Annotated in this window: 22 protein-coding genes and 1 tRNA gene; 12 read left to right on the top strand and 11 right to left on the bottom strand. The window is 64.6% G+C overall.

The genetic code is table 11. The features are described from left to right. Positions 1-21: 21 nt before the first annotated feature. Entirely contained in the window at positions 22-2,034 is a 2,013-nt protein-coding gene (locus ACGHJ7_RS08175) for a TonB-dependent receptor (RefSeq protein ID WP_390476217.1), read from the top strand. A 129-nt stretch (positions 2,035-2,163) separates the two neighbouring features. On the opposite strand, the gene ACGHJ7_RS08170 is transcribed toward ACGHJ7_RS08175, so the two are convergent. Further along, positions 2,164-2,255 (bottom strand) — tRNA-Ser (locus ACGHJ7_RS08170). A 224-nt stretch (positions 2,256-2,479) separates the two neighbouring features. Between ACGHJ7_RS08170 and ACGHJ7_RS08165 the strand changes: the two genes are divergently transcribed. The 3 genes from ACGHJ7_RS08165 to ACGHJ7_RS08155 all read left to right on the top strand — a co-directional run bounded on the left by ACGHJ7_RS08165 (position 2,480) and on the right by ACGHJ7_RS08155 (position 5,161). After that, positions 2,480-3,337: a DUF1134 domain-containing protein gene (locus ACGHJ7_RS08165; protein WP_390476215.1), complete on the top strand. Its 858-nt coding sequence runs from the start codon at positions 2,480-2,482 to the stop codon at positions 3,335-3,337. An 87-nt stretch (positions 3,338-3,424) separates the two neighbouring features. Further along, positions 3,425-4,618 carry an aromatic amino acid transaminase gene (locus tag ACGHJ7_RS08160; protein ID WP_390476213.1) on the top strand — a complete coding sequence of 398 codons (1,194 nt, stop codon included), beginning with the start codon at positions 3,425-3,427 and terminating at the stop codon, positions 4,616-4,618. A 6-nt stretch (positions 4,619-4,624) separates the two neighbouring features. Beyond that, complete coding sequence (locus tag ACGHJ7_RS08155; protein ID WP_390476211.1) at positions 4,625-5,161, top strand: GNAT family N-acetyltransferase; 537 nt, start codon at positions 4,625-4,627, stop codon at positions 5,159-5,161. 29 nt (positions 5,162-5,190) lie between these two features. Here the strand turns inward: ACGHJ7_RS08155 and ACGHJ7_RS08150 are convergent, their stop codons facing one another. The 7 genes from ACGHJ7_RS08150 to ACGHJ7_RS08120 all read right to left on the bottom strand — a co-directional run bounded on the left by ACGHJ7_RS08150 (position 5,191) and on the right by ACGHJ7_RS08120 (position 9,994). Next, entirely contained in the window at positions 5,191-5,808 is a 618-nt protein-coding gene (locus ACGHJ7_RS08150; RefSeq protein ID WP_390476209.1) for a riboflavin synthase, read from the bottom strand. 22 nt (positions 5,809-5,830) lie between these two features. Continuing rightward, on the bottom strand, positions 5,831-6,799 hold the full coding sequence (gene ribD / locus ACGHJ7_RS08145) for a bifunctional diaminohydroxyphosphoribosylaminopyrimidine deaminase/5-amino-6-(5-phosphoribosylamino)uracil reductase RibD (protein WP_390476208.1): 969 nt from the start codon (positions 6,797-6,799) through the stop codon (positions 5,831-5,833). Further along, positions 6,796-7,266 (bottom strand): hypothetical protein, encoded by a 471-nt coding sequence (locus ACGHJ7_RS08140; RefSeq protein WP_390476207.1) that lies wholly within the window; start codon positions 7,264-7,266, stop codon positions 6,796-6,798. The genes ribD and ACGHJ7_RS08140 overlap by 4 nt, the downstream gene beginning before the upstream one ends. 69 nt (positions 7,267-7,335) lie before the next feature. Next, positions 7,336-8,172, bottom strand: coding sequence for a DUF4402 domain-containing protein (locus tag ACGHJ7_RS08135; protein WP_390476205.1), 837 nt, complete (start codon positions 8,170-8,172; stop codon positions 7,336-7,338). 51 nt (positions 8,173-8,223) lie between these two features. Continuing rightward, positions 8,224-8,946, bottom strand: coding sequence for a M48 family metallopeptidase (locus tag ACGHJ7_RS08130; RefSeq protein ID WP_390476203.1), 723 nt, complete (start codon positions 8,944-8,946; stop codon positions 8,224-8,226). After that, the gene (locus tag ACGHJ7_RS08125) at positions 8,943-9,386 is read right to left on the bottom strand and encodes a YcgN family cysteine cluster protein (RefSeq protein WP_390476201.1); all 444 of its coding nucleotides are present in this window, start codon (positions 9,384-9,386) and stop codon (positions 8,943-8,945) included. The genes ACGHJ7_RS08130 and ACGHJ7_RS08125 overlap by 4 nt, the downstream gene beginning before the upstream one ends. Next, positions 9,374-9,994, bottom strand: a complete 621-nt coding sequence (locus ACGHJ7_RS08120; protein WP_390476199.1) for an SCO family protein — start codon at positions 9,992-9,994, stop codon at positions 9,374-9,376. Before ACGHJ7_RS08120 ends, ACGHJ7_RS08125 begins: the two co-directional genes overlap by 13 nt. Before the next feature lie 119 nt (positions 9,995-10,113). Between ACGHJ7_RS08120 and ACGHJ7_RS08115 the strand changes: the two genes are divergently transcribed. The 5 genes from ACGHJ7_RS08115 (at position 10,114) to ssb (ending at position 14,164) form a co-directional block, all read left to right on the top strand. Further along, positions 10,114-10,764 (top strand): ankyrin repeat domain-containing protein, encoded by a 651-nt coding sequence (locus ACGHJ7_RS08115; protein WP_390476197.1) that lies wholly within the window; start codon positions 10,114-10,116, stop codon positions 10,762-10,764. 3 nt (positions 10,765-10,767) lie between these two features. Then, positions 10,768-11,430, top strand: a complete 663-nt coding sequence (locus tag ACGHJ7_RS08110) for a COQ9 family protein (RefSeq protein ID WP_390476195.1) — start codon at positions 10,768-10,770, stop codon at positions 11,428-11,430. A 74-nt stretch (positions 11,431-11,504) separates the two neighbouring features. Then, positions 11,505-11,744 carry a ferrous iron transport protein A gene (locus ACGHJ7_RS08105; protein ID WP_390476193.1) on the top strand — a complete coding sequence of 80 codons (240 nt, stop codon included), beginning with the start codon at positions 11,505-11,507 and terminating at the stop codon, positions 11,742-11,744. A gap of 13 nt (positions 11,745-11,757) precedes the next feature. Beyond that, complete coding sequence (locus ACGHJ7_RS08100) at positions 11,758-13,602, top strand: ferrous iron transporter B (protein WP_390476191.1); 1,845 nt, start codon at positions 11,758-11,760, stop codon at positions 13,600-13,602. A gap of 16 nt (positions 13,603-13,618) precedes the next feature. Continuing rightward, on the top strand, positions 13,619-14,164 hold the full coding sequence (ssb, locus tag ACGHJ7_RS08095; protein ID WP_390476189.1) for a single-stranded DNA-binding protein: 546 nt from the start codon (positions 13,619-13,621) through the stop codon (positions 14,162-14,164). Between the two features lie 80 nt (positions 14,165-14,244). Here the strand turns inward: ssb and ACGHJ7_RS08090 are convergent, their stop codons facing one another. Further along, positions 14,245-14,790 (bottom strand): YceD family protein, encoded by a 546-nt coding sequence (locus ACGHJ7_RS08090; protein WP_390476188.1) that lies wholly within the window; start codon positions 14,788-14,790, stop codon positions 14,245-14,247. Next, positions 14,787-15,302 (bottom strand): ubiquinol-cytochrome C chaperone family protein, encoded by a 516-nt coding sequence (locus ACGHJ7_RS08085; protein ID WP_390476186.1) that lies wholly within the window; start codon positions 15,300-15,302, stop codon positions 14,787-14,789. Before ACGHJ7_RS08085 ends, ACGHJ7_RS08090 begins: the two co-directional genes overlap by 4 nt. 248 nt (positions 15,303-15,550) lie before the next feature. Between ACGHJ7_RS08085 and ACGHJ7_RS08080 the strand changes: the two genes are divergently transcribed. The 3 genes from ACGHJ7_RS08080 (at position 15,551) to hslU (ending at position 17,994) form a co-directional block, all read left to right on the top strand. Continuing rightward, entirely contained in the window at positions 15,551-16,036 is a 486-nt protein-coding gene (locus ACGHJ7_RS08080) for an outer membrane protein assembly factor BamE (protein ID WP_390476184.1), read from the top strand. A gap of 78 nt (positions 16,037-16,114) precedes the next feature. Next, positions 16,115-16,672 (top strand): ATP-dependent protease subunit HslV, encoded by a 558-nt coding sequence (hslV, locus tag ACGHJ7_RS08075; protein ID WP_390476182.1) that lies wholly within the window; start codon positions 16,115-16,117, stop codon positions 16,670-16,672. 20 nt (positions 16,673-16,692) lie between these two features. Then, a complete protein-coding gene (gene hslU, locus ACGHJ7_RS08070; RefSeq protein WP_390476180.1) occupies positions 16,693-17,994 on the top strand; it encodes an ATP-dependent protease ATPase subunit HslU in 1,302 nt (433 codons plus the stop codon). A gap of 95 nt (positions 17,995-18,089) precedes the next feature. On the opposite strand, the gene ACGHJ7_RS08065 is transcribed toward hslU, so the two are convergent. Next, positions 18,090-19,583, bottom strand: a complete 1,494-nt coding sequence (locus ACGHJ7_RS08065) for a SulP family inorganic anion transporter (protein ID WP_390476302.1) — start codon at positions 19,581-19,583, stop codon at positions 18,090-18,092. Between the last annotated feature and the right edge of the window lie 20 nt (positions 19,584-19,603).

Genomic DNA, 19,603 nt, shown 5'->3' with positions numbered 1-19,603 from the left:
TTGCTGGGCTAGTCGGGCCGCATGACCCGTTACCTCGCTTCCGCTTCGCTTGTCGTTCTCGCCTCCGCTCCGGCGCTGGCCCAGGAAAATCCGGACGAAACAACGGCCGAGATCGTGGTCATCGGCGAAGGGCTGCCGGAGACGCCATCGACGCCGGCCTACGCCACCCGCACGATCGAACGCGAAACAATCGCGACGACGGCATCGGGCCGCATCGAGGACGCGCTGTCTTCCGTGGCCGGTTTTCAGCAATTCCGCCGTTCGGACAGCCGTTCGTCGAACCCTACGGCGCAGGGGGTGACCTTGCGGGCGCTGGGCGGAAACGCGACCAGCCGGGCGCTTGTGACTCTGGACGGGGTGCCGATGAACGACCCGTTCTTCGGCTACACGCCCTTTGCCGCGCTGGTGCCCGAGCAGCTGTCTGCCATTGCGGTCACGCGCGGCGGCGGGTCCGGTCCATTCGGCGCGGGCGCTCTGGCGGGGACGATCGCTATGCAGAGCGCAGGACCGGGCGACCTCGGACCCGTAACCGCGTCGCTGCTGGTGAACGACCGCGCAGAGACCGAGGCCGCTGCAACCGGACTTGCCGAGCTCGGCGCCGGGTTTGTCACCCTGACCGGGCGATGGGACCGGGGGCAGGGCTTCTTCACTACGCCCGAAGACCAGCGCGTGCCTGCGACCGCGCGGGCGGCCTTCGATGCGCGGTCCGGTCAAATACGGGCCGTCTTCCCTGTTGCCGAAACCGTCGACCTGCAGGCGCGCGTTCTTGCGTTCGAGGACAACCGGACCCTGCGGTTCGATGGTGCGGACAGCTCTGCAAGCGGGCAGGATGCGAGCGTCCGGCTGGTCGGGCGCGGCAACTGGCAGTTCGATGCCCTGGCCTATGTCCAGGCGCGCAACTTCTCCAATGTCGTTATCAGCTCGACCCGCTTCGTGAAGGTACTCGACCAGAGCAATACGCCCTCGACCGGGCTGGGCGGCCAGCTGGAAGTGCGGCCTCCGGTTGGCCCGGACAATGTCCTGCGGCTTGGCGTGGATTACCGCCGCAGCGAGGGCGAGTTGCAGGAACAGCCCTTCAGCGCGTTTAGCGGCAATCTGACCGCGAGGCGCCGTGCCGGAGGTACGACGACCGATCTGGGGCTGTTCGCAGAGCATGACTGGGCGCGCGGTCCGCTGGTCCTGACGGGCGGTATTCGCGCCGATCGCACCACTGTGACCGGCGGTTTCTTCAGGGAAAGCGATCCTGCCGGCAGAGTCGTTTTCGAGAACCGGTTCGCGGATCGCAGCGACTGTACCGTGACCGGGCGCGGCGGCCTCGTATTCGAGGCGTCGGACGCGCTGTCCCTGCGCGCGGCTGCCTATAGCGGGCTGCGACTGCCCACGCTCAATGAGCTCTACCGGCCTTTCGTGGTCTTCCCCGTCTTTACTTCGGCCAATGCCGAGCTCGAGAACGAGGAACTCGTGGGCTACGAAGCCGGTATCGACTGGCGACCGGCCAGCAATGTCGAACTGACCGTGACAGCCTTCGACAATCGCGTGGAGAACGCGATTGCGAACGTCACCCTGACGCCGACCCAACGACAGCGGCAGAACCTGCCGGCAATCGACGCGCAAGGGGTAGAGGCAGGGGCAAGGATTACGCGCGGGGCGTGGCGGTTCGACGGGACGATCGCCTACACCGATGCGCGTATCGACGGGGAGGGTGCATCGCTTTCCCTCGACGGCAATCGTCCACCCCAGACGCCGGAATGGACGGCATCGGCAACACTGTCATTCGAGCCGCGCCAGGGGCTGAAGATTGCAGCCACGCTGCGCCATGTCGGCAAGCAGTTCGAAAGCGATGACGAAACCGGGGTCCTCCCAGCCGCGACCACGTTGGGAGCCTTTGCCAGTTTCCCGCTGACCGACAGGCTGGGACTGGTTTTCCGGGCGGAGAACATCTTCGACGAGGAAATCGTCACGCGCAATGCGAACGGCGCCATCGACCTCGGTGTGCCGCGAACGGTGTGGGGCGGCCTTCGATACGGCTTCTAGAAGAAAAGGCGCTTCAGATAGCGAGCAATACCACGTCGGGCTTCGAAAGGCGGGACCGGACGCGGCTCATTCCAGCGCGCAGTTGGTCCGCCATTGCGTCGATAAAAACGTAGTCGAACGGCTGGGAAATGGCGGAGACGGAGGGATTCGAACCCTCGATACCCGTTAAAGAGTATGGTTCCTTAGCAGGGAACTGGTTTCAGCCACTCACCCACGTCTCCGGAACGCCTGATTGCGGCGAGGCGGCGGGCTATAGCGGGCAGTCCGGCGGGGGGCAAGGCTCGTCTCGCAGAGGCCGCAAATGCCCGGATCAGCGGCGTTTCGGACTCGCCTCGCCGTGTTTTGGATTCGATTCGTCGCGGGTTCATTGCCGCTTCAGGGCCGGGCGACTCTTTTAAGGGCGGCACGCGGCCTGCTCCGGCTGCCGGTATGGATGGGACGGACGATGACGATGGGAATTGCGAACTTACGAAACGCGCTCGTGACGCTGGGCGCCGGATTTGCCCTGCTGGCGAGCCCGGTTTCCGCGCAAGGTGTCCAGACCATCGATCCGAGTGCCGATTTCGGCTCCGGCATCGACGGCGATCTTTCCGAATCCCCCGGTGACGGTCCGGTTTATGCCGACGAACAGCCGGTTCGCCAGCCGGACGACCAGCAGCCCGGTTATCCGCAGGGCGGCGTCGCGGAAGCCTTCCCCGAAGAAAGCGTTGCCGGTCCGGAAGTGGCCTACCAGTGGGAAGATCCCGTCGCCACGGCGCCCGATGCGGAAACCGCAGCGTCGCAAGCTGCCTCGAACCCCGAGGTCGCTGCCGCCCAGGGTTCCACCTACAAGCAGGACGACCTCATCGGCGCGGCGCAGGGCGTGTTCGGTGACGGCGCCGAGGGTCTTGCAAAGCTGATCGAGGACCTGCTGGAGAAGCAGGGCGAGCCCAATGCCTACATCGTCGGGCGCGAAGCGGGCGGCGCCTTCATCTTCGGTGCGCGCTACGGTTCGGGCACGCTCTATCACAAGGTAGAGGGCGAGCGTCCCGTCTACTGGACCGGACCTTCGATCGGTTTCGATGCGGGCGCGAATGCCGGGAACACCTTCGTGCTGGTCTACAATCTTTACGACACAGAGCAGCTCTACGAACGGTTTCCCGCCGGGGAGGGGCAGATCTATGCTCTGGGCGGCATGACGGCCAGCTACCTTCGCAAGGGCGATACCGTGCTGATCCCGATTCGCGTGGGTGCGGGACTGCGGCTGGGCGTGAACGCCGGCTACATGAAGTTTTCCAAGAAACAGCGCTGGCTGCCCTTCTAGCAGCCCAAGAGAAGCTACGGCAGAACGCGGCTTTGCCGCACGATACAGGGTTGCGGCCACGCAGGCGGCGCGGCAAAGGCTGAAGCCATGCTTGACCGTCTAGAAGCCCAATCGCCTGACGCGCTGCTCGCGCTGATCAAGATGTATGCCGCCGACGAGCGCGCGGACAAGATCGACCTCGGTGTCGGGGTCTATCGTACCGACGATGGCGCGACCCCGGTTTTCCGTGCGATCAAGCAGGCCGAAAAACGCCTGATCGAAACGCAGGACAGCAAGAGCTATCTGGGGCCGGAAGGCGACAGCGAGTTCGTCCGGGCACTGATGCCCTATATTTTCGGCGCCGGGTCCGACGGACGGGCGGACATGGGCGGCCGCATCGCCGGAATGCAGACGCCGGGCGGCACGGGCGCCGTGCGGCTGGCCGTATCGCTGGCGAAGCAGGCCGGTGCACGCCGCGTCCACATGGGCGCCCCCAGCTGGCCCAACCATGTCCAGATCCTGGCCGATGTCGGACTGGAGCCCGTCCTGTTCGACCACGCCAACGCCGATGGCAGCGCGAATATCGATGCGCTGCTTTCCGTGATCGAGGGCGCAGGGCAGGGGGACGTGGTCCTTCTCCACGCCTGTTGTCACAACCCGACCGGTGTCGACTACTCCCCTGCGGAGTGGGAACGTATCGCGGCAGCACTGGCGAAGAGCGGGTTGCTGCCGATCATCGACAGTGCCTATCACGGCCTTGGCGACGGCATGGAAGAGGACGTGGCAGGGCTGCGCACCGTGCTGGCTGCCGTGCCCGAAGCCCTGGTCGCTTACAGCTGCGACAAGAATTTCGGGATGTACCGCGACCGTGTCGGCGCGTTCTACGTCATGGCGAAAGATGGCAGCCAGCTGGATGCCATCATGTCGAACGCCAACGCCCTGGCGCGTGCCAACTGGTCCATGCCGCCCGACCATGGCGGTGCGGCCATTCGCATCATCCTGGGCGACGAGGCGCTGGTGAAGGAATGGCAGGACGAATTGACGCAAATGCGTGCGCGTTTGCGCCAGGTTCGCGAAACGCTGGCCGCGGCAGACAACCGTGTCCCCGGTCTCGACCTTGCGCAACTTGCCGATCAGAACGGTCTTTTCGCAATCCTGAAGCTGGATAAGGACCAGATCGCGAAATTGCGTGACGATCACGGGATCTACATGGCCGGATCGGGCCGCATCAATGCCGCAGGCCTGACTAGCGGCAATATCGAGAAGTTCATCGACGCCCTGTCGGACGTGACCGCGAACTGATCCGCCATGGACCTGCAGCCCACCCTCGATACCGAGCGGCTGGTGCTGCGTCCGCTCGAGGAAGCGGACAGGGAGCCGCTGTTCGCTGTGGCTTCCGACCCGATGGTCTGGGAACAGCATCCGATCCACGACCGCTGGCGGCGAGAGGTATTCGACCCTTTTTTCGACCAGGGGCTGGCAAGCGGCGGCGCGCTGACCGTCATTCGCAAGAGCGATGACAGCATCATCGGTTCGACCCGCTACACGGCCTACGATCCGGAAGACGAGGATGGGGGTTCGGTAGAGATCGGCTACACCTTCCTCAAGCGCGCCTGTTGGGGGAAGGGGCTGAATCCGGAAATGAAACGTGCCATGCTCGTCCATGCGTTCGCCCATGTGGGAACCGTGCGGTTCCGCGTCGGCGATACCAATCACCGTTCGCGCTACGCGCTGGAGGCGATCGGCGCGCACAGGACCGCGGAATATGATCTCGACCGCTATCAGGGCCGCCGCGTCGTCCACCTGATATACGCCATGGCGCGAGAGGATTTCGATCCCGGCTGACGCCCGCCCCGCTTAAGTTGGCGCGGTGATCAGCGTCGCAAGGCTTCCATGCGTTTGAGGTAACGGGCCAGAACATCGATCTCGAGATTGACTTTGTCGCCTGCCGCCAGCGTACCGAGTGTCGTTACCTCGCCGGTGTGGGGGATGATGTTCAATCCAAAGACGAACTGGCCATCCGGTTCGTCCTCGACCGAATTGACGGTCAGGGACACCCCGTCGACCGTGATGGAGCCTTTTTCCGCGACGAAGGGGGCGATGTCGGCCGGGGCGCGAATGTCCAGCCTCCATGATCCACCTTCGCGTTCCATGCGGGCGACCGTGCCAACCGCATCGACATGGCCGGTCACCAGGTGGCCCCCCAGTTCCTCTCCCAGCTTCAGCGCCTGTTCGAGGTTCAGCCTGCGGCCTTCGGACCACTGGTCCTGCGCCGTGCAGGCAACCGTTTCTGCGGATACGTCGACGGCAAACCATGCATCGCCCTCCGACCCGCCGCGTTCCACTACGGTAAGGCAGACGCCGGAACACGCAATCGAGGCACCGATCGCCATGGCTTCGGGGGCATAGGGGCAGGCGATGCGGACATGCAGGTCGCCGCGCTCTTCCACGCTTTCGATATGGCCGATGGCGGTGATGATTCCGGTGAACATGGCGTCGCTTTCGTGAATATGATCAGCGCAGGCGGCTGTAGGCTTCGAAGGTGTCGCTGCCAAGCTGGCGGCGCTGGTCCAGCATCCAGCGTCCATGCGCCCCGGAAAGGCTACCCAGGCCGATATCGCCAACCGAACCCGTGCCGCCGCCGATCACAATGGGCGCGCGATAGATGTGCAGGCTGTCGACGAGGTCCGCCTGCAGGAAACTGGCCGCCGTGCGCGCGCCTGCCTCGACATAAAGATATTGCGCATCGAGCCTGGAGATATGCTCCGGCGTGTTGATGACCTTCACGCCGTCGGGCGGGTTGCCGCGTGTCAGCAGCACTTTTCGAGGCGACCTTTCCTCGAGGCCGGGTAGCCGGACATCCAGCCGCGGACGGTCTTCCCGCCACGTCGCCCCGCCGACGAGAATGGCGTCGGCGAGCGCCCGCTGCGCGTGGACATGGGCGCGGGCTTCGCTTCCCGTAATCCACTGGCTTTCGCCGCTGGAAAGCGCGATGCAGCCATCGAGCGACATCGCCAGCTTGAGCGTGACGTGCGGACGGCCATGGGCTGCCCTGGTCAGGTAACCTGCAAGACTGCGGGCGCTCTGTGAGCTGGTCACAACGTCTACCGCTATGCCTGCACCGCGGAGGCGCTCTGCCCCTTCTCCCGCCGTCCGGGGGTCGGGGTCGAGGTGGCCGATGACGACCCCCGCAGGTGCCGCCGCGACCAGCAGGTCGGCACAGCTCGGCCCCCGGGGGGAGGGATGGGCGCAAGGCTCCAGCGTTACATATACACAGGCGCCGCGGGCCCGATCGCCGGCTTGTTCGAGGGCGGCGGCCTCCGCATGGGGGCGGCCGCCGGATCGGGTCCATCCGCGCCCCACTACGTGCCCGTCATCTATGATGATGCAGCCGACGGAGGGGTTGGGGAAACTGGCCGGTCGTCCGCGCAGGGACAGCCTTGCCGCTGCCTCCAGCCACCGTTCGTCGCCTTCGGCCGTCACCGGGGACCGGTATCCGCATCACCGTTAGCGGCGGTGTCCGGCGCGCTCGTTTCCGGCGACGTGCCTGCCTCTTCACGCGCAGCTTCGGCGGCCCGCTCGGCCTCGATCTCCGCTTCCATGGCGTCGACATCCATGCCCGATGCACGGCCCAGCGCCCGGTAAAGTTCCCGCTTGCGCTCCTCGCGCGCTTCTATCGCTGCGGCAATGGCATCCTGCCGTTCCTGGTTGGCGACGTTCGCGGCGCGAATTTCCTCGTCGGTCCGTCCGGGCGCAAACGAAGTGATGTAAGTCACTTCCGGGCGCTCCGGAGGAAGGACCACCTTTTCCTGCGTGAAGGAGAAGATCAGCAGGCCGGTCGCCGCGCAGGACGCCAGCAGGATCGGCACGCGGTAGGGTTGGGGCCGGCTGAACTCCGTCCAGAAATCGGCCACGGCCGGTTTGGGATTGAAGCGGGAGATGAAGGACATGGGCCGGAAGATAGGGCTTTATCCGCGCCTGCGCCAGTACGGCCTTTCTGCCCCCGGCTATATTCGCCGCTAATTATACTCGACGGTGATCGGCACCCGTCCGCGCAGGTCGCCGCCATCGCCGATTGTATCGGTAATGGCGAGCTTGCCGGTGAAGGAAAATTCCAGCGTGCCTGTATCGTCCAGTCGCGGCACGATGGGCAGGCTGGTGGTAAACTCGCGCAGTTCTGCAATGCCCCCGCGCGGATCGCGCATGGTGATGCGGTCCGGGAAGGTCACCTGAACTTCGCTGTTGGGACGACCCGTCACGGTCGCGCGGCCCACCATCGTGACGCCGCCATAATCGTCGAGGTTTCCGGCCGTGATCTTCTGCCCGCTCTCGAGGTCGAGCAGGACGCTGGAATCCCCATTGCCGAGCAGGATCAGGCGGCCGAAATTGATTTCGTTCTGGATGAACAGGTCCGGTGGGCCCGAAGCGGTGCCTCCGCCATTGCCGTTCCCGTTTCCGCCGCCATTATTTCCCGATCCGTCACCGCAGGCCTGTCCGTTGCCGTTCCCGCGCGTGCCGTTGCCGGAACCTCCGCCCGCACCATTGCCGCAGCCATCGATCGGATCGGCTTCAACCGGCTGGTCGCCATCGCCCGGGACGGTAGCCGGGTCGGGATCGCCGCGATTGCTACCCCCGTTTCCCTTGCCGTTACCACGGTTGCCGCCGCCTTTCCCGTTGCCGTTATTGTCGCCTTTCGCCTGCGCGCGGTCGTCCGGCTTACGCAGCGCGGCGGGCAGATCCGGCTCGCTTTCGGCCTGCGGTCCGCAGTTCAGGCATTCGCGCTGCGCCTGCAGGGCGGCAGGGGTTATCAGGAGTGCCAGGGGAAGGGCAGGCAGGAGGACGCAGCGGCGGAGCATTGCCCGATTATCGCCGAACAAGGTAAACGAGGGTTTAAAGGCCGCGACACCCTATGGGAAGGTCGCGTAAAGCTCCCGACCGCGTTCCCTCAGCCAGCGGTCTGCGGCGGGGAGTTCGGGCCCGAACAGTTCTGCCAGCACGGCGTGGAATGCCTTTGAATGGTCGAAATGGACACGGTGTGCCGTCTCGTGGGCCACGACCGACCGGCGGACGAAATCGGGCGCCTGCACCAGTCGCCAGTTGATCCGCATGGTTCCATCGCTGGAACAACTGCCCCAGCGGCGACGCGCATTGCTGAGCGACAGGCGGGGCGGCGGCAGGTCGATCCTTGCCGCATACTCGGCAGCGTCGGCCCGGAAGAGGAGCATCGCCTCGTCACGCAGCCATTTTCTCAGACGGGCCTCGACCCGGTCTTCGGGCCCGCCCAGATAGACCTGCTCGTGATCGGCGCGCGGCTGGCGCGGGGCGGAGGGTGACCATTCGATGGCCAGGTCACGCCCGCGAAAAGCGATGGTTTCGCCCGGGACCGCGCTGCGGCGGCCAGGCTGCTTTTCGATTTGCCCTGCCAGCCAGTCCGAACGCGACCGCGCGAAGTCCACTGCATCTGCCGTGCGGCCCCAGCGGGGAATCGTTACCCTGACGCTCTGTCCGTCCGGTGACAGGCGCAGGACCATGCGCCGGGCCGTGGGGTGGCGCACGATCGCCAGAGGCAGCGTTCGCCCTGCGATTTGCAGCACCTCGCCATCAGGGTCACGCCGCAGCCAGTCGATCACCGGTCATCCCAGTCGACGACATGATGCTCCAATGGCCCGGCGTCGTCCTCGCTCACGACACGGCCAGCCACGCCTGCCCCGCGCAAATGCACCGCTTCGCGGTCGCCGCTCAGCAGATAATGCCATTCGGGCAGCGGATCGCCGTCGGCGCGCCTGCGATAGGCGCAGGTAGAGGGAAGCCAGCGCACATCCTCCACGATTTTCAGCGTAAGGCGCAGGCAATCCGGCACGGTCGCCTTCCGGTTGGGATAGTCGCGGCAGCGCGCAGTCCGCGTGTCGAGCAGCGTGCAGGACACATTGGTGTCCTCTATCTCGCCGGTATCCCAGTCCTCCATCTTGTGCAGGCAGCACCGGCCGCAGCCGTCGCACAGCGCCTCCCATTCGGCGGTGCTCAGGTCGGCCAGGGGGCGTTCCCAGAACCGGTCCCTCAGCTGACCCATTTCGCCAGCTCTTCGGCGACGGCCTCGGCGCCTTCATCGGTGGGCAGGGTGGCGATCGGCTTGCCATTCGGGCCGAACAGATATGTCACGTTGGAATGGTCCATCAGATAACCGCCGCCGTCGCTGTCCTCGCCCCGGGCGTAGAATACGGCGAAGCTGGATGCGGCATCCTCGATCTGTTCGGCAGAGCCGGTCAGGCCGATCAGGCGCGGATGGAACGCGTCGGTGAATTCGCCAACCACTTCGGGCGTGTCGCGTTCGGGATCGATGCTGATGAAGATCGGCTGGATTTGCGCTGCCGCGTCGGGGTTGGCTTGCTCGAAGGCGCGCAGGCCCGCCATCGCGCGCTGGTTGTCGGTCGGGCAGATATCGGGGCAATAGGCATAGCCGAAATAGACCGTCCGGTATTGCCCGTCGAAATCCGACCAACGGACAGTCTCGCCATCTTCCGAAACCAGTTCGAATTCGCCGCCGATGGCTGCCCCTGCCAGCGGCGGCAGCGAATCATTGCCGCTTCCCTGCGCTTGCGGTTCGGCGGAACACCCTGCCAACACCAGCCCGAAGGCGAGCATCAACGGGGCCGGGCGACGAAAAATCGTGTTGGTCATGGCGGTAGGGTTCAGGCTTTGCTAATCGCTGTTGTCGAGATGGGACAGGCGCAGCCCGGCTGCGACAAATCCCGGAATGCGTATGACACGATATGTGGTCGAAAGCGGAGCGAGTTACAATGATGGGTCACGGGCCTTTCGCGAAAATCAGGGCCGGCGGCACAGCCCTGGCAGCGCTGTCGATGATGGCAGCAGGCGGCGCCGCGCTGCCCGCTCCGGCTGCGGCGCAGGCGCTTTTCTCCGACGGCTATGCCTTCCTGAAACTGGTCAAGGACCGCGACGGGCAGAAGGTCACCAATATCCTCGATGCGCCGGGGCAGACCATCATCAACACGCGCGACATCACGACCGGCGATACGGCCGTTCATATCGTGGCCGAACGCCGTGACGCCGTGTGGATTGAATTCCTGACCGATCGCGGAGCCAATCCGAATATCGCCAATGTGAAGGGCGTTACCCCGATCATGATTTCCGCCAATCTCGGCCATATCGAGGGGGTGGAGAAGCTGATCGAGGCGGGCGCTCAGGTGGATGTGGCCAGCTCTGCTGGAGAAACCCCGCTGATCGGTGCCGTGCACCGCCGCGACGTCGCGCTTGTGCGTCTCCTGCTCGAACACGGTGCCAATCCCGACCGGAACGATAATTCGGGCCGCTCGGCACGCAATTATGCCGAGATGACCGGCTCCAGGCAGCTGCTCGACGAATTTATCGCCGCCGACGAGGCGCGGGAAGCCGCCGGGGAACAACAGAGCTACGGGCCCAGTTTCTGATCCATGATCGATAATCCGCAGGACCTGACGCTCGACGAACTCCGGATCGCACTGGCTCCGGCCATTGCCGACTCGGCCATTTTCGATGGCTGGGGCGACGACGCGCTGCTGATGGCGGCCGAGATCGAGGGCGTCGATCCCGACGTCGCCCGCCTTGCATTCAAGGGCGGGACGATGGCGATGATCACTGCATGGATCGACTCGATCGATGCGCGAATGGTCCGGGACATGCCGGCGGAAGAACTCGCCGCCCTGAAGATACGGGAGCGCATCCGTGCGCTGGTCGCTTACCGGCTGGAAGCGGTCGCGGGACAGGAAGAAGCCCTGAGGCGCGCCCTGTCGATCATGGCAATGCCGCAAAACGCGCGCGTTTCCCTGCGCACGGGTTGGCGTAGTGCAGACCTGATGTGGCGGCTCGCCGGCGATGTCTCGACCGACTACAACCACTATACGAAACGCACCATACTGGCGGCGCTTTACGCGTCTGTCCTTGCCGTGTTCGTCGGGGACGAAAGCGAGGGCAAGGCCGATACCATGGCGTTCCTCGATCGCCGTATCGACAATGTGATGCAATTCGAGAAGGTAAAATCGCAATTTCTCGGCAATGACCGGGAGCGGTTCAGCGTGACCCGCTTCCTCGGCCGGTTGCGGTATCCCGCGCGATAAGCGCTGCGCGCTGCACGCAAACTCTTATTGATAATCACTTGCAATATGGCGTCCTGCATGCGAGCAGGCGGGCCATGAACCTTGCTACCCTGAAGACGGGCCGTCCGGCCAGGATTACCGGCGTGGACTGGGATGCCGTGGCGCCCGGCGATGCCAAGCGGCTGCGTGCGCTGGGCCTCGATGCCGGCGCCGAAGTTGCTGTCGAGTTTCGCGGCGTATTCGGCGGCGCGGACCCGCTGGCGGTAACGATCGGGCGCACGACCGTCGCCCTGCGGCGCGTTCACGCCGCTGCCATGTCCGTCACGCCGTCCTGAGCGCGGGTTTTCCATGACCGAGATGCGCCGAGTCGCCCTTGTCGGAAACCCGAATGCGGGCAAAAGCGCGCTATTCAACAAACTGACCGGGGCGCGCCAGAAGATCGCGAATTATCCCGGTGTCACGGTCGAGCGGAAGGCCGGCCGCATGGCCCTGCCGTCAGGAACACCGGTCGAACTGATCGACCTGCCCGGCAGCTATGCCTTCGACGCGTCCAGCCCCGACGAGGAAGTTACCAGCAAGGTCGTTCACGGCGAGTTTCCGGGCGAAGCTGCGCCTGACGCGCTGATCCTCGTCCTCGATGCGGCGAATCTGGAACAACACCTCGTCTTCGCACAGGAAGTGCTGGAGCTGGGACGGCCGACCGTCGTCGCGCTCAACATGGTGGACCTCGCCGACCGCGACGGACTGAGCGTCGACGCAGGCGCGCTGTCGCAGGCGCTGGGCGTACCGGTAATCTCGACCGTGGCCGTGCGGCGGAAGGGGCTGGACGAGCTTTCTTCTGCCATCGAAGAAGCGCTTACCGGTGACGCCGAGCTCCACACCCGCCCCCATCTCGACCTGACCGAGCGACGCCTTGCCGCGCGCAACATCGCCAAGGGCGCAGTGGTCGGAAAAAGCGCTGGCTACCGGATGCGTTCTGGCCTCGACAAGGTCTTGCTCAATCCGTGGCTCGGTCCGGTCATCCTGTTCGGCCTTCTCTTCGTCGTCTTCCAGGCGGTCTTCGCCTGGGCTGACCCGTTCATCGGCCTGATCGAGGGCGCGACGGAAGCGGCGGCGGCATGGGTCGTCGCGACGTTCCCGGGCGGGTTCCTGCGCGATCTCGTCACCGAAGGCGTCATCGCCGGCGTCGGTTCGGTGGTGGTGTTCCTGCCGCAGATCGTCATCCTGTTCGCCTTCATCCTGGTCATGGAATCGACCGGTTACATGGCGCGCGCCGCTTTCCTCATGGACAGGTTGATGGCCGGGGTGGGCTTGTCGGGGCGCAGTTTCATCCCGCTCCTTTCCAGCTTCGCCTGCGCCATTCCGGGCATCATGGCGACCCGCTCGATCTCCGATCCGAAGGACCGGCTGACCACTATCCTCATCGCCCCGCTAATGACCTGTTCCGCGCGCCTGCCGGTTTATGCCGTCATCATCGCGGCCGTCATTCCCGCGACCACGGTCGGGCCGGGCATCGGCCTGCAGGGACTGGTCCTGTTTGCGCTTTATATTGCCGGTATCGTCGGCGCGATGATCATGGCGCTGGTTCTGCGCCGCACGGTCGCGCAGGGGCAGGCGTCGGGCTTCATCATGGAACTTCCGCGCTACCAGCTTCCCGCGATCAAGGACCTGCTGATCGGCCTCTGGCAGCGGGCCTGGGTGTTCCTGCGCCGCGCCGGTACGATCATTTTTGCCGCGACCGTGATCCTGTGGCTCCTGCTGACATTCCCTAAGGCCGACCCGGGCGAGAGCCAGCTCGACGCCAGTTTCGCAGGCCAGATCGCGACCGCCATCCAGCCGGCTTTCGAACCGGTCGGCTTCAACCGCGAAATGACCCTCTCGCTCATCCCGGCGATGGCCGCGCGCGAGGTTGCCGTAGCCAGCCTCGCGACGACCTATGCGGTCGATGCAGAGGACGAGGAAGAGACAGAAGCGGCCTTGCGCGACCAGATTGCCGCGCGGTGGAGCCTGCCGACCGCGCTTGCCTTCCTCGCATGGTTCGTGTTCGCCCCGCACTGCCTTTCGACCACCGCCGTGGCGCGCCGCGAAACGAATGGGTGGAAATGGCCGCTATTCATGCTGGGGTATCTGTTCGCCTTGGCCTACATATTCGCGGGAATCACGTACTGGGGCGCGCTCGCCCTAGGATTGTAGCGAAAGAGGAAGATACATGGCCGGGTCACTCAACAAGGTAATGCTGATCGGTAATTTGGGCGCCGACCCGGAAGTGCGCAGCTTCAGCAATGGCGGCAAGGTCTGCAACCTTCGCATCGCGACCAGCGAGCAGTGGAAAGACCGCAATACCGGCGAGCGGCAGGAACGGACCGAATGGCATACGGTCGCGATCTTCTCCGAAGGCCTCGTCAACGTGGCCGAGCGTTTCCTGAAGAAAGGCAGCAAGGTCTTTATCGAAGGCCAGCTGCAGACCCACAAGTGGCAGGACCAGTCGGGCAATGACCGCTATTCGACCGAAGTCGTGCTGCGCGGCTTCAATGGCACGCTGACCATGCTGGATGGTCCTGGCGGCGGCCAGGGAGGCGGCGGTGGTGGCGGTGGCTACGGCGGCGGTGGCGGCTATGGCGGCGGTGCTTCGGGTGGAGGTTCCGGCGGCGGCGGATGGAACCAGGGCGGAGGCGGCTCCGGCGGTGGTTCCAATGGTGGCGGTTCGGGCGGCGGCTCGAACTACGACGACCTCGACGACGACATTCCTTTCTGATCAGGCTTTCTACCGACAGCGGACAGGAAAAAGGGCCGGCATGTGAGCAGCGTGCCGGCCTTTTTCGTTTGTCAGCCTGCCTAACTCTTTTTGAGCGCTGCCAGCATTTCCGCCATCGGCCCGTCCTCGCTCCCTTCGGATTGGAGGCCGTTCTCTTCCCTGAAACGGTCGGCGTCCGGTCCCTCGGCATAGGGATCGATGGCAAGCGCCAGCGTCTGCGCGACCGCTTCGCCAAGGTCGATCGCGTCGCCGTCATACTCGATCTCGTCGAGTTCTTCGCGTTCCAGTTCGATCTCGATTTCGCCGTCCTCGTCCTCGGTCGCCTGTTCGCCGGCGGGGACGAAGACAAGCAGGATCGGCTCTTTCAGATCAACGGCGAAGGGTTCGCCCGACACGGAGCAGTCCTGCGTGACCGCAGCTATCATTTCGCCATGGATGCGAACCCGGTCTCCATCGGAATCCAGCGCAAGGTCAGCTTCCAGCTTCTCTATCGACGGAATGGCAAACCGCTTCGCCAGCGCGGCACGTTCGCTTTCGTTCGCCTCGATCCGCACCGGCTTCGCATCCACCTGGCGAAGGCGGACCGGGCGGGACAATTCGGGCGTGTCAGGCGCTCGGGTGCTCATAGCTGTAGCTCCGCGTCCAGCAGATGCTCGTAGGGCATGCCCGTCATGACGACGGCGAGATTTTTTACCTTGCGCGCCACGCATTCCGGCGATCCGCCTTCGATGAAGGTGACATTGCGCTCCATCGCCGCTGCAAGCGCCGCATCGCCTTCCGCCAGGCTTTCGCGCAGCGCGCCGGTCCGGCCGCCAAGCGCGCTGACGAGGTTGCCGACTTTCTTGCCGACGGTGGGATCGCCGATACCCGCCTCGCGCAGCTGGCCTTCCATGTCCTCCACGAAGAGTTCCGTCAGGCGGGCGCTGGACGGGATCGTGGCCGGATCCTGTTCGAACCGCAGCATGGCGAGCGCGACCATCGTGCTGAGAATATCGAACCTGCCCTCCAGCGTATCGGCCACGCCGCATTCGGCATACCAGGCAGGGTCCCGCGCCAATCCCACGAGCCGGTGCCACAGGGGGCGTATCTCTTCCTTCGGATCGGGCTGCCGGTTGAAGATTCTGGAGAAGAGGGACATCGCTGTTCGAAGCTCCGCGAGTGGCGTGAATGTTCATCCGCAATTCAATGCGTGCGCGCCAGTGAGACGCGGTGGCTGCCGTGTGGCCCAAGTCCCGGCCGGATACCGTCCGGGGCAACCACAAGTTGCCAGCAGCGCTGCACGCCCGTAAGGCGGAGTGCAACCTATATAGGCCCGGCAAGACCCGCTTAAAGGCGGACCTTGGCAGGCAGGTCGGAAGACCGGAAGAATTTGAAGGATCGAGAGTGATGAAGCTGTCCAACGCGCGCCGGCGGAATTCTGCCAAGCCTGCCCTGGCGCCTGTACTGGCCATGGCAACGCTGACCCTCGGCCTGGGTGGCTGCACCTCCATCACAGAAGGCGCGGGCTATATCGCCAGCGAACAGCTCACCAGTTCCATCCAGCCGGGGATCGACAATCGTCGTTCGGTCGAATCGACGCTGGGCCGGCCCAGCTTCACCAGCCAGTTCGGGGAGCCGATCTGGTATTACGTTTCCAGCACGACGGGCCGCAAACCCTTCGTCCGTCCGCGGATCGAGATGCATAACGTGCTCGCCGTCCGGTTCGACGAAGCGGGCAATGTCGTATCGGTCGACAATTCGGGCATCGAAGACGTCGTCTATCTCTCGCCGGATGGCGACGAGACGCCGACCTTGGGCCGCGAACGTAGCTTCTTCGAAGACCTGTTCGGCAATATCGGCACCGTCAATGCGCCGGTCGGTCCCGGCAACTGAGGTTTAGCCTGCGGGACGGCCGGCCTTTCCGCTGGCGTCCGGCTTGATACGGAAGCCTTGCGCCCCATATCGCGGGGCATGAGCAGTTCACACGAAGCCCACGGCCTGACGCCGTGGCACGGCACCACCATCATCGGCGTCAAGCGTGGCGACAAGATTGTCGTTGCCGGCGACGGCCAGGTTTCCATGGGCAATACGGTGATGAAGCCGAACGCCCGCAAGGTGCGCCGCATCGGAGCCGGGAAGGTCGTCGCCGGATTCGCGGGCGCGACTGCCGATGCCTTCACCCTGTTCGAACGGCTGGAGCGCAAGCTGGACCAGTATAACGGCCAGCTCATGCGTGCCGCGGTCGAACTGGCGAAGGACTGGCGGACCGACAAATACCTGCGCAATCTCGAAGCCCTGATGATCGTGGCCGATGCGGACACGCTTCTGGTCCTGACCGGCAATGGCGACGTTCTGGAGCCCGAGGGCGGAATTGCCGCGATCGGGAGCGGCGGGAACTATGCGCTGGCCGCTGCCCGGGCGCTTTCCGATTACGAGAACGACGCGGAGAAGATCGCGCGCCGGGCCATGGCCGTGGCCGCCGAGGTCTGCGTCTTCACCAACGACCAGGTCACTCTAGAGACCGTCTGATCAGGAACTTTTCGAATTTCATGACCGAAGCATTGACCCCCAAGGCGATCGTCGCCGCTCTGGACGAACACATCATCGGGCAGAAGGACGCCAAGCGCGCCGTTGCCGTCGCCCTTCGCAATCGCTGGCGCCGCCAGCGCCTCGGCGCGGATCTGCGCGATGAAGTGACGCCCAAGAACATCCTGATGATCGGACCCACCGGTTGCGGCAAGACCGAGATCAGCCGCCGGCTGGCAAAGCTGGCCGACGCCCCTTTCGTGAAGGTCGAGGCGACCAAGTTTACCGAGGTGGGATATGTCGGCCGCGATGTCGAACAGATCGCGCGCGACCTGGTCGAGGACGCGATCCGGCTGGAGAAGGACCGCCGCCGCGATGCCGTGCGCGAAGCGGCCAGCGAAGCCGCGATGGAGCGACTGCTGGACGCTCTGGTGGGCGACAATGCCAGCGAGGCGACTCGCCAGAGTTTCCGCCAGCGGATCACCGACGACGCGATGAACGACGTGGAGGTCGAGATCGACGTGACGGACGCTCCCTCCATGCCGATGGATATTCCCGGCATGGGCGGCAATGTCGGCATGATCGACCTTAGCGACATGTTCGGCAAGGCGATGGGCAAGAAGCCGACCAAGCGTCGCAAGCTCAAGGTTCCCGAAGCATGGGACCGTCTCGTCGACGAGGAAGCGGAAAAGCGCATGGACCAGGACGACGTCGCCCGCGTCGCGCTGGAGAATGCCGAAACCAATGGCATCGTGTTCCTGGACGAGATCGACAAGATCGCGGTCAGCGATGTGCGCGGCGGAAGCGTCAGCCGCGAAGGCGTGCAGCGTGATCTGCTGCCGCTGATCGAGGGAACGACCGTGTCGACCAAGCACGGGCCGATGAAGACCGACCACGTGCTGTTCATCGGCTCCGGTGCCTTCCATGTCGCCAAGCCGTCCGACATGCTCCCTGAATTGCAGGGCCGGCTGCCCATCCGCGTGGAATTGCGCGCGCTGACGGAGGAAGACTTCGTCGCCATCCTCAGCGAAACGCGGGCGAACCTGGTGGCTCAGTACAAGGCGCTGATCGGGACGGAGGACGTCACCCTCGACATCACCGAAGACGCGGTCCGTGAAGTCGCGCGCATTGCCGCGCAGGTGAACGAAGGCGTCGAGAATATCGGCGCACGCCGCCTGCAGACGGTGATGGAGCGCCTGCTCGAAGACATCAGCTTCGATGCCGAGGATCATGCGGGCGAGACCGTGACGGTCGATGCGGCCTATGTGCGCGAGCGGCTCAAGGACCTCGCCGAGGATACGGACCTCAGCAAGTACATACTCTGATACGATTGACCCGTCCGGCGCGAAAACGCGCCGGACGGGTCACGAATTTCCAATTTGAGGGTGATGCCAGAAGGCACGCAGCCCCGAAATCCTGCTCAGGGATGCGGAGCCAGGCCGATCTCCACGCCGGTCTTGTCCGTCATGGCGAACCTGTCGACCAGATCCGCGCTCGCCTCGTTCAGTCCGACCACCTGCACACTGCGACCGTTGCGGCGCATGCGCTCGACCACCTTGTCGAGGACATCGACACCCGAAATATCCCAGAAATGGGCTCGGCTGACGTCGATGATGACGTGATCGGCGGGGTCGGGCCGCGCGCTTTCGCGCCCAAAGGATTCGCTGAACCGATCGACGCTGGCGAAGAAGATCTGGCCGGTCACGACATAGGTCGCAGTGTCCGCCTCGCGCGTGCGGACCACGCCGAACATGCTGCGCACCTTGCCGGTGAAGAAGATTCCCGACAGCAGCACCCCGACCAGCACGCCCAGCGCAAGGTTGTGGGTCCACACCACCATGATGACGGTCGCCAGCATGACGACGCTGCTCTGCCACGGATGGCGCGTTAGGTTGGGGATCGAGTTCCAGCTGAAGGTCCCGATACTGACCATGATCATCACCGCGACCAGCGCCGGCATGGGAACCTGTCCGACGATCGGTCCCAGCACGGCCAGCAGGATCAGCAGGGATAGACCCGCGATAAAGCTGGACAGGCGTCCGCGGCCGCCGCTGGTCACGTTGATCACCGACTGGCCGATCATGGCGCAGCCGCCCATGCCGCCGAAGAACGCCGCGACCACGTTGGCCACGCCTTGCCCTGCGCTTTCACGCTGCTTGTTGCTGCCCGTATGCGTCATGTCGTCGACGATTTGCGCGGTGAGCAGCGATTCGAGCAGGCCGACCGCTGCCATTGTCAGCGAATAGGGCAGGATGATCTGCAGCGTCTCCAGCGTCAGCGGCACATCCGGAACGATGAAATAGGGCAACCCTTCGGGCAATTCGCCCATGTCGCTGACCGTGTTGACCGGCGCATCCAGCCAGATCGACAGAACCGTCAGAACGATGATCGCCACCAGCGGGCTGGGCACGGCGGTCGTCACGCGCGGAATCAGATAGATCATCGCGAGGCCGGCGGCGACCATTGCATAGGTTTGCCAGCCGACACCGACCAGTTGCGGCACCTGCGCCATGAAGATCAGGATCGCCAGCGCATTGACGAAGCCGGTAATAACGCTGCGGCTGACGAACTGCATCAGAAGGTCGAGCCGCAGGATGGCGGCGATACCCTGGAAGATACCCATCAGGATCGTCGCGGCGAAGAGGTATTCCACCCCGTATTCCTGCACCAGCGGGATCACGACGACGGCGACCGCGGCTGTCGCGGCACTGATCATGCCGGGGCGCCCACCGGTGAAGGAGATGACCATGGCAATCGCGATCGAGGCGTAAAGGCCGACCCGGGGATCGACGCCGGCGATAATCGAGAAGCCGATGGCTTCGGGGATCAGGGCAAGGGCAACGACGATGCCGGCCAGGACGTCCTTGCGGATGTTGCCGAACCAGTCGTCTTTGAACGAAGACGTCGCAGCCATTGCGGTCATGATGTTTCCCG

The organism is Altererythrobacter sp. MTPC7 (assembly GCF_042851395.1).
Taxonomy (GTDB): Bacteria; Pseudomonadota; Alphaproteobacteria; order Sphingomonadales; family Sphingomonadaceae; genus CAJXSN01.
Note: the sequence above shows the minus strand (reverse complement) of the source record. Positions and strands in the feature narration are given on the sequence as shown.

What these genes read in the sequence shown, in the direction of transcription:
- ACGHJ7_RS08175 (WP_390476217.1), top strand. Translation starts at nt 22, where the DNA reads ATGACCCGTTACCTCGCTTCCGCTTCGCTTGTCGTTCTCGCCTCCGCT.
- ACGHJ7_RS08165 (WP_390476215.1), top strand. Translation starts at nt 2,480, where the DNA reads ATGACGATGGGAATTGCGAACTTACGAAACGCGCTCGTGACGCTGGGC.
- ACGHJ7_RS08160 (WP_390476213.1), top strand. Translation starts at nt 3,425, where the DNA reads ATGCTTGACCGTCTAGAAGCCCAATCGCCTGACGCGCTGCTCGCGCTG.
- ACGHJ7_RS08155 (WP_390476211.1), top strand. Translation starts at nt 4,625, where the DNA reads ATGGACCTGCAGCCCACCCTCGATACCGAGCGGCTGGTGCTGCGTCCG.
- ACGHJ7_RS08150 (WP_390476209.1), bottom strand. Translation starts at nt 5,808, where the DNA reads ATGTTCACCGGAATCATCACCGCCATCGGCCATATCGAAAGCGTGGAA.
- ACGHJ7_RS08140 (WP_390476207.1), bottom strand. Translation starts at nt 7,266, where the DNA reads ATGTCCTTCATCTCCCGCTTCAATCCCAAACCGGCCGTGGCCGATTTC.
- ACGHJ7_RS08135 (WP_390476205.1), bottom strand. Translation starts at nt 8,172, where the DNA reads ATGCTCCGCCGCTGCGTCCTCCTGCCTGCCCTTCCCCTGGCACTCCTG.
- ACGHJ7_RS08125 (WP_390476201.1), bottom strand. Translation starts at nt 9,386, where the DNA reads ATGGGTCAGCTGAGGGACCGGTTCTGGGAACGCCCCCTGGCCGACCTG.
- ACGHJ7_RS08120 (WP_390476199.1), bottom strand. Translation starts at nt 9,994, where the DNA reads ATGACCAACACGATTTTTCGTCGCCCGGCCCCGTTGATGCTCGCCTTC.
- ACGHJ7_RS08115 (WP_390476197.1), top strand. Translation starts at nt 10,114, where the DNA reads ATGATGGGTCACGGGCCTTTCGCGAAAATCAGGGCCGGCGGCACAGCC.
- ACGHJ7_RS08110 (WP_390476195.1), top strand. Translation starts at nt 10,768, where the DNA reads ATGATCGATAATCCGCAGGACCTGACGCTCGACGAACTCCGGATCGCA.
- ACGHJ7_RS08105 (WP_390476193.1), top strand. Translation starts at nt 11,505, where the DNA reads ATGAACCTTGCTACCCTGAAGACGGGCCGTCCGGCCAGGATTACCGGC.
- ACGHJ7_RS08100 (WP_390476191.1), top strand. Translation starts at nt 11,758, where the DNA reads ATGACCGAGATGCGCCGAGTCGCCCTTGTCGGAAACCCGAATGCGGGC.
- ssb (WP_390476189.1), top strand. Translation starts at nt 13,619, where the DNA reads ATGGCCGGGTCACTCAACAAGGTAATGCTGATCGGTAATTTGGGCGCC.
- ACGHJ7_RS08090 (WP_390476188.1), bottom strand. Translation starts at nt 14,790, where the DNA reads ATGAGCACCCGAGCGCCTGACACGCCCGAATTGTCCCGCCCGGTCCGC.
- ACGHJ7_RS08085 (WP_390476186.1), bottom strand. Translation starts at nt 15,302, where the DNA reads ATGTCCCTCTTCTCCAGAATCTTCAACCGGCAGCCCGATCCGAAGGAA.
- ACGHJ7_RS08080 (WP_390476184.1), top strand. Translation starts at nt 15,551, where the DNA reads ATGAAGCTGTCCAACGCGCGCCGGCGGAATTCTGCCAAGCCTGCCCTG.
- hslV (WP_390476182.1), top strand. Translation starts at nt 16,115, where the DNA reads ATGAGCAGTTCACACGAAGCCCACGGCCTGACGCCGTGGCACGGCACC.
- hslU (WP_390476180.1), top strand. Translation starts at nt 16,693, where the DNA reads ATGACCGAAGCATTGACCCCCAAGGCGATCGTCGCCGCTCTGGACGAA.
- ACGHJ7_RS08065 (WP_390476302.1), bottom strand. Translation starts at nt 19,583, where the DNA reads ATGGCTGCGACGTCTTCGTTCAAAGACGACTGGTTCGGCAACATCCGC.